Annotated in this window: 5 protein-coding genes; all 5 read right to left on the bottom strand. The window is 48.5% G+C overall.

Going from position 1 to position 5562, the window contains the following annotated elements:
- Positions 1-1143, bottom strand: a 1143-nt coding sequence (locus D3D03_RS16570; protein WP_119924185.1) for a copper amine oxidase, incomplete at its 3' end; no start/stop codon positions are given.
- 171 nt (positions 1144-1314) lie between these two features.
- Positions 1315-1803: a FixH family protein gene (locus D3D03_RS16565; protein ID WP_119924184.1), complete on the bottom strand. Its 489-nt coding sequence runs from the start codon at positions 1801-1803 to the stop codon at positions 1315-1317.
- Positions 1796-3172, bottom strand: a complete 1377-nt coding sequence (locus tag D3D03_RS16560) for a PepSY-associated TM helix domain-containing protein (RefSeq protein WP_369877701.1) — start codon at positions 3170-3172, stop codon at positions 1796-1798. Before D3D03_RS16560 ends, D3D03_RS16565 begins: the two co-directional genes overlap by 8 nt.
- A 118-nt stretch (positions 3173-3290) precedes the next feature.
- Positions 3291-3743, bottom strand: coding sequence for a hypothetical protein (locus D3D03_RS16555; RefSeq protein ID WP_119924182.1), 453 nt, complete (start codon positions 3741-3743; stop codon positions 3291-3293).
- Positions 3740-5113, bottom strand: a complete 1374-nt coding sequence (locus tag D3D03_RS16550) for a PepSY-associated TM helix domain-containing protein (RefSeq protein ID WP_233550728.1) — start codon at positions 5111-5113, stop codon at positions 3740-3742. The genes D3D03_RS16555 and D3D03_RS16550 overlap by 4 nt, the downstream gene beginning before the upstream one ends.
- Between the last annotated feature and the right edge of the window lie 449 nt (positions 5114-5562).

Raw genomic sequence — 5562 nt, 5'->3', positions numbered from 1 at the left:
TGCCGGGTACGTTTTGTCGTAATCTTTTTCATTGTAGCTGTTGAACGCCAGCAACAGTTGATCGATATGAACCTTGAGTCCTTCTTCCAAGTCTTTCGACTTCAGGCGTCCCTCTGTTGCTGCATCCAGGAAGGCGGCTTGTTCGACGCGGTACTCATCCAGTTCCTGAACGGCCATGTCGCGTGCTTCCTCATCTTTTGCACCGGTCGCTTTGACATAATCGACGAAGTAACCGATGTGGCTCGACCAAATTTTCTTGAACTCTTGGGCCGCTTCGCTGCCGTAGACAGAACCGATCGATGCTGTCAGGTCATCCGTGTTCTCACCAAGCGCTCCTGCTGCTGCATCGAAGTCTTTTGCTCCGTCAATCCCTTTTTGCATCGCCAGAACGGCCAGTGCGGCGTGTTCCGAGAAGTTTCGGTTTAAGCCGGCACGAAGGTCAGCCGCTGGTGTATCGACTTTCGTATTTTTGAATTTGTCCGGGTATTGATCGACGATGGCACCGGATAAGCCTTCTCCTACCATGTACATGTGCTCGATGGCGATACGGAGATTGCTGTAGGCGGCGTCATAATCACCGGCGACATAACTGTCAAATGACGTCAGCAATTGCGTGATGTGAACTTTTAATCCACCTTCTAAATCCGCTGCTTTCAGGCGGCCTTCCGTTGCTTTGTCGAGGAAGGCGGCTTGTTCGACGCGGTATTCATCGAGTTCTTTTAACGCTTTTTGTTTGGCGTCTTCATCTTTGGCACCAGTCGCTTTGACGTAATCGACGAAGTAACCGATGTGGCTCGCCCAAATTTCTTTGAAGGCTTCGCCCGCTTCATCCCCGTAGACAGATCCGACAGCGGCGGATAAGTCATCCGTGTTTTGGTTTAAAGCACCTGCTGCTTGTTCGAAGTCTTCTTTTCCATCGATACCTTTTTGCATCGCGACGACTGCTAAAAACGCGTGTTCAGATAAAAGCTGATCAAGCGTCGCTCGCAAATCCGATGCGGGAGAAGAGACATCCAAAGAGACTTTACCCGAGCTGTGCGACATCTTGCTGTGATCTTCATGACCATGGGCACTGACGCCTGCTGCTGGAATCAATAATGCGGCACTGAGTGGGACGGCGAGATACGACTTTTTCATCTTCATCTTGTGAACACCCCTTTATTTTTTTGGACTACACACAGATAACGTAAGAAGTTCACAAATAGTTTTCTTTTTTTACATTTTTTATTTTAAATATTTTTTATCTCAAACTATTCACGAGATCGAACTAAAAAAAAGCATCTTTCTGCATGAGCGCAGCAAGATGCTTTTTCCTTAATGATGATGACCGCTGTTCCCGTTTTCCGGTTGCGCACCGTCTTGTAACATTTTAAGATCTGCCTTGGAAAGTTCACCGATGATAAACTGTTTCGTCGGCATGATCATCGTACTGTTAACACCCGCATGAACCTTCACATAATACAGTCCTGATTTTGGCAACGCCTTTTGAATGGAGTAAACCCCATTTTTTTCTGTTTCAGCCGGTTCCATACTGTATGTCAGCGTCCCGTCCGCCTTCCAAATCTCGAAGTGAACAAAGTCGACCTGACTGAGTTGTTTTTCATTTTGCCAGACCGTCGCTTTGAACGTATGACTTTCCCCTTCTTGATCCGGTTGCTTGTTTTTCGGCAGTTCCAGCTGTACCGACAGCGGCTCGGCGACCGCGTACTGATCTGCCGCATCCGATGCCACCGTACATCCTGTTAAAGCACTGCCCGATATGATACTGATGAATACGCCCAGTCCAATTACGTGTTTACGCATTTAAAAACCTCCTGACGGCCGGAATCCGTCGAATGATGAAGAAATCGGCCAGCCAAACAACGATTAATGACAGACCGACGAGCGGGAACAGCAGACCAAGCACAATCAAAACAACAATAAACCACTTGACCGATTTCGCCGGCGGTCCTTTCGGTGCGCCCATCCCTTTGCCCGGTTTTCGTTTGAACCACAGATAAAAGCCGCTGACGGCGACTAAGATGATCCCAAGACAAATCAGCAAACTGATCAACTGATTGACCAAACCAAATTCCGTTCCTTTGTGTAAAGTAATCCCGAGTGCAACGACTTTACCGACAAGGCCGTAGTTGTCAAAACGATAGTCTGCCAAGACGGCACCCGAGTATTGATCGAGATGGATCGTCGCTTCGTCCTCCGCTTTCGCCGGATAAGCCGATAGCGTATAAACCCCTGTCGGATCGCTTGGAATACTGATCGTATAGCTCGGGTCCATGCCTTGTTGTTTCGCAATCGACACGATATCGTCAATCGACGCCGGCACCAGCCCTTCGACATTTGATTTCGGCACGTCGAGCGTTTCCGCCGCCCAAGGAACTTCCGCCACATCTTTTGTTTGAACGGCTGACACCGGTGCCTCGCCTCCCCAGATCGATGGTGGATAACCAAGCCCTTGGTTGGTCGCAAGCGACTGGAAGTTAGTACCCCAAAAACCGGACCACGGAAGACCCGTCAAGATCAGGAACAGCATCCCGGCCGTAATCCAAAACGCCGGGACGGCATGCAAATCGCGCCGGAAGATCTTTTTTCCTTGCCGTACGCGTGGAATGAAGACTCCTGACCAACCGGTTGTTTTGTTGCGCGGGAACCACAAGAACAATCCTGTCACAATCAAGACGATTGCCCAACACGCAACCAGTTCGACGATGCGGTCACCAATCGTCCCGGCCATCAGCTCACCGTGAATCTCTTCAATTTTATTCATGATTCGGTCGTCATCCGCCAATTCACCGATGATTTTCCCAGTGTAGGGATTGACGAACACAGTCGCTGACGCAGCAGCTGTCGCAATCTTCACTTCGCTGGACCGGTCGTCGGATTCCCCCGGCCGGTATTTCGTGATGCTTGCGTCCGGATATTTCGCTTTGACCGCATTGATTTGTTCTGTCGCCGACATCCGTTCGTCTTGCGGTGTGACCTCATAATAGTGTTGATATAAGTTCTGTTCGATTTGCGGTTTGAATAAATAAACCGATCCGGTCACAGCCAGCATGACAAGGAACGGTGCAAAGATAATACCGGCATAGAAATGCCACCGCCAAACCGTTCGGTAGAAGGAAGACGCTGTCTGTTTCGCCGACTTGGCTTGCGTCGATGATTCCGTAGATTCCATTTGATTCATATACTTTCCTCGATTCCTGACATTAATATTTCAGTAACTTACCTAGTTTAGCGCACGCGATGACGAAACAAAAGAACATGAGGCGGAATCTACCGCCCCATGCTGCTTCTTAATGATGATCTGCACCATGTCCGTCATGTGTTGCCGGTGCCTGCGACTGATATATCGCTTGTGCCTGCTCAAGCTCTGCTTCTGAAACGTCTCCCACCTGAACGAGTGACTTCGGTGTATAGACTTTTTCACCCACATGGACCATCCCGTTCACGACGTAGACGCCTGATTTTTTAAACGGAATGCTGCTTACGTAATGCCCCTCTTTATTTTCCGTTTCAAACGTCTCCGTGTCCTCACTTCCAATCGGCGTGACTTGTACATGGACGACATCAATATCTTGCGGATTCTCAATTTCGACAGCGACCGTCGTGCGTGTATCGGCTGCGATTTTTTCAGGTGCGTACAGTCCAACCTTCATTATCGGCGGTGCTGCTTTCGTTTCAAACTGGCATCCGGCGAGTAAAAGGACACTGCCGATCAATGCTCCTATCATGAACAGTCGTTTCATGCAGCTACCCCCTGACTTTTGTTGCGACGACGGCTAAAGATCAACAAATCGAGTACGATGATGGCAATGACCGACAAGGCGGCAAGCGGCATCGTCAAGCTGATCAGTAAAATTAAACCGGCCACAATTTTTTGAACACGTTGGTCGACGGCACGTTTCGGAGCGGTTAACTTTCCGGCTCCGTTCCGGCGTTTCCACCACAAGACGACTGAGCTGACAACGATGAAAATCAAGCCGAGACAAAGCGCCAGCCCCACCAGTTGATTCAACAGACCAAATAGCTTCCCTTCATGGAAACCGATCCCCATCGAAATCATTTTCGCAAGCAGTCCATAATCAGCAAACGTCACGCTCGATAACACTGTCCCTGAATATTGATCCAGGTGCATCGTCTTTTCGTTCATCGGATTACTGTGTAAGGATGAGATTGTATACACGCCTTGTTCCCCTTGTGGGAGCGTGATTTGATACGGTTTGACGATGCCCAGTTGTTTCGCCTCGGCATCGGCTTCCGATACGCTCATCGTCAGGGGCTTCGCCGGTCCGGAAGTCGGCACGACATCATTTTGTGTCGCCCATGGTATGTCTGTCGCAATGTCTTTTGTGACGATTTGTGACGTCAAGGTCTCATCCGGTCCAAACGCATATTGCGGGAAGTTCGAGTTGGTTTTCGTCGCGACGGTATTGATCCATTCTCCGGCAACACCAGACCAAGCGAGACCGGAACCGATGATGAGGACAAGACCAAGCGTCGACCAGACGGCAACCGAACCGTGAAGGCCTTTCCAAAAATTACGCGATCCGTTCTTCTTTTTGAAAGACGGAAAAAACACCCGTTTGAAGCTTCCCTGTTCGCCGCGCGGCCAAAAGAGATATGTACCGGTAATCAATAAAATGATGGCCCAACTTGCTGCAAGCTCGACGAGCAGATTGCCGACTTTCCCGGCAAACAACTCACCGTGAATCGTTTTGATGAAGCCAAGCGGACCTTCACCCACCCGCTTACCCGTTACTTCTGCCGTATACGGATCCACATAGACGAATCCGGCTTCTTCACCAAACATCGCCCCCATCCGTGTTGTTCGGTCAGCTTCTTCAAATTGCCCGATGGACGAAACCGTCGCTTCCGGGTATTTCTCTGTCACGGCCTGCACTTGTTTTTCTAAAGCAACACGTTCCCCGGACCCTTCGGTAAAGACCATTTCGCTGTAAAGCCTGTCTTCAATCTGTGGTTTAAATAAGTAAATCGACCCCGTGACGGCAAGAATAATAAAAATAGGTGCAAAAATAATGCCTGCATAAAAATGCCACCGCCACATCGATTGGTACCAACTCCGCTGTTGTTTCGGAGTTTGATTCCGTCCCTTCATCATGAATCCCCCTTATCCCCTAAAAAATATGTCCACCTTGTGAACACAGGATAAGTATAAGCGTTTACATGACACGCAGACCGGTGCCACTATGGCGATTTTTTGCCAATCCGGTGATATCTCTGCGTATTAATTAAGTGAGATTATGAGTTCTTTCTCCACAATTACTTCATAGCTTCCATATGATAGTACTTACTTTTTCTACAAGTTCCCTAAATGATTTTGAAATCTTTTCATATTTTTTAATCTTTTTTAAATCCAAACGAAATCCGGATGCGTATGCTGTTCAGAACGATGAGGAAATGAATTACCAAATTGGTTAAAATACACACCCAAATTTGAGAGGATGAGACAAAATGAAAAACACGAAAAAATTCGCAGCAACAGCAATGGCAGCAGCACTCGTATTACCAGGAACAGCAGCATTCGCTTCTGGTGGCGGAGATGAA

It is taken from the genome of Exiguobacterium sp. RIT452, from assembly GCF_003598705.1.
Lineage (GTDB): Bacteria > Bacillota > Bacilli > Exiguobacteriales > Exiguobacteriaceae > Exiguobacterium_A > Exiguobacterium_A undae.
The sequence above is the reverse complement of the archived record's forward strand: the minus strand, read 5'-3'. Positions and strand labels throughout refer to the sequence as shown.

Bases quoted from the DNA above. Each gene is read 5' to 3' on its own strand.
- D3D03_RS16565 (WP_119924184.1), bottom strand. From the start codon at position 1,803: ATGCGTAAACACGTAATTGGACTGGGCGTATTCATCAGTATCATATCG.
- D3D03_RS16550 (WP_233550728.1), bottom strand. From the start codon at position 5,113: ATGAAGGGACGGAATCAAACTCCGAAACAACAGCGGAGTTGGTACCAA.
- D3D03_RS16555 (WP_119924182.1), bottom strand. From the start codon at position 3,743: ATGAAACGACTGTTCATGATAGGAGCATTGATCGGCAGTGTCCTTTTA.
- D3D03_RS16560 (WP_369877701.1), bottom strand. From the start codon at position 3,172: ATGGAATCTACGGAATCATCGACGCAAGCCAAGTCGGCGAAACAGACA.